The sequence below is a fragment of the Vibrio sp. 10N.222.48.A3 genome, assembly GCF_041475345.1.
GTDB lineage: Bacteria > Pseudomonadota > Gammaproteobacteria > Enterobacterales > Vibrionaceae > Vibrio > Vibrio tasmaniensis_A.
In genome coordinates this window covers 1-405 of sequence record NZ_JBFRVX010001514.1, presented here as the reverse complement: position 1 = coordinate 405, position 405 = coordinate 1, and the positions used below count along the sequence as shown (strand labels likewise).

Annotated in this window: 1 pseudogene; it reads right to left on the bottom strand. The window is 41.2% G+C overall.

Annotated elements, in window-relative coordinates:
* Window positions 1-132 precede the first annotated feature (132 nt).
* A pseudogene (locus tag AB4653_RS27480) lies at window positions 133-405 on the bottom strand (sensor histidine kinase); the annotation flags it as partial.

The following is a 405-nucleotide window of genomic DNA, read 5'->3' as shown; positions in this document are numbered from 1 at the left end:
TTCTCAACTTCTCAACTTAAAAGCTGCTCAACGAGTTGTTCGTTACTCAAAGAACAACTCGCCTATCCCCTAGAACGGCGGCAAGTAGAACGATATCGAAAGAAATTAGAACTAAATCGAAGACAGACAGGGCTAAACCGAAGGCAAATAGAAACTTTGTTGAAATGAGTTTTCTGCTTTTGTTGTTTCTAAAACACTATGATGCAACATCAGTATCGACTGAGCGATTTTGGTGCCAATACCTAACGAACCATTAGGGGCCTCTCGTTCAACTTCATTATGGATAATGACCTTCACCCGTTTTGAATCCGATTCTAAACCTACATCTAACGACACCATTGTTCCACTCGGGCTATGCCTCAACGCATTATCTAGCAGATTCAAGATCAGCCTCTCAAGTAAATC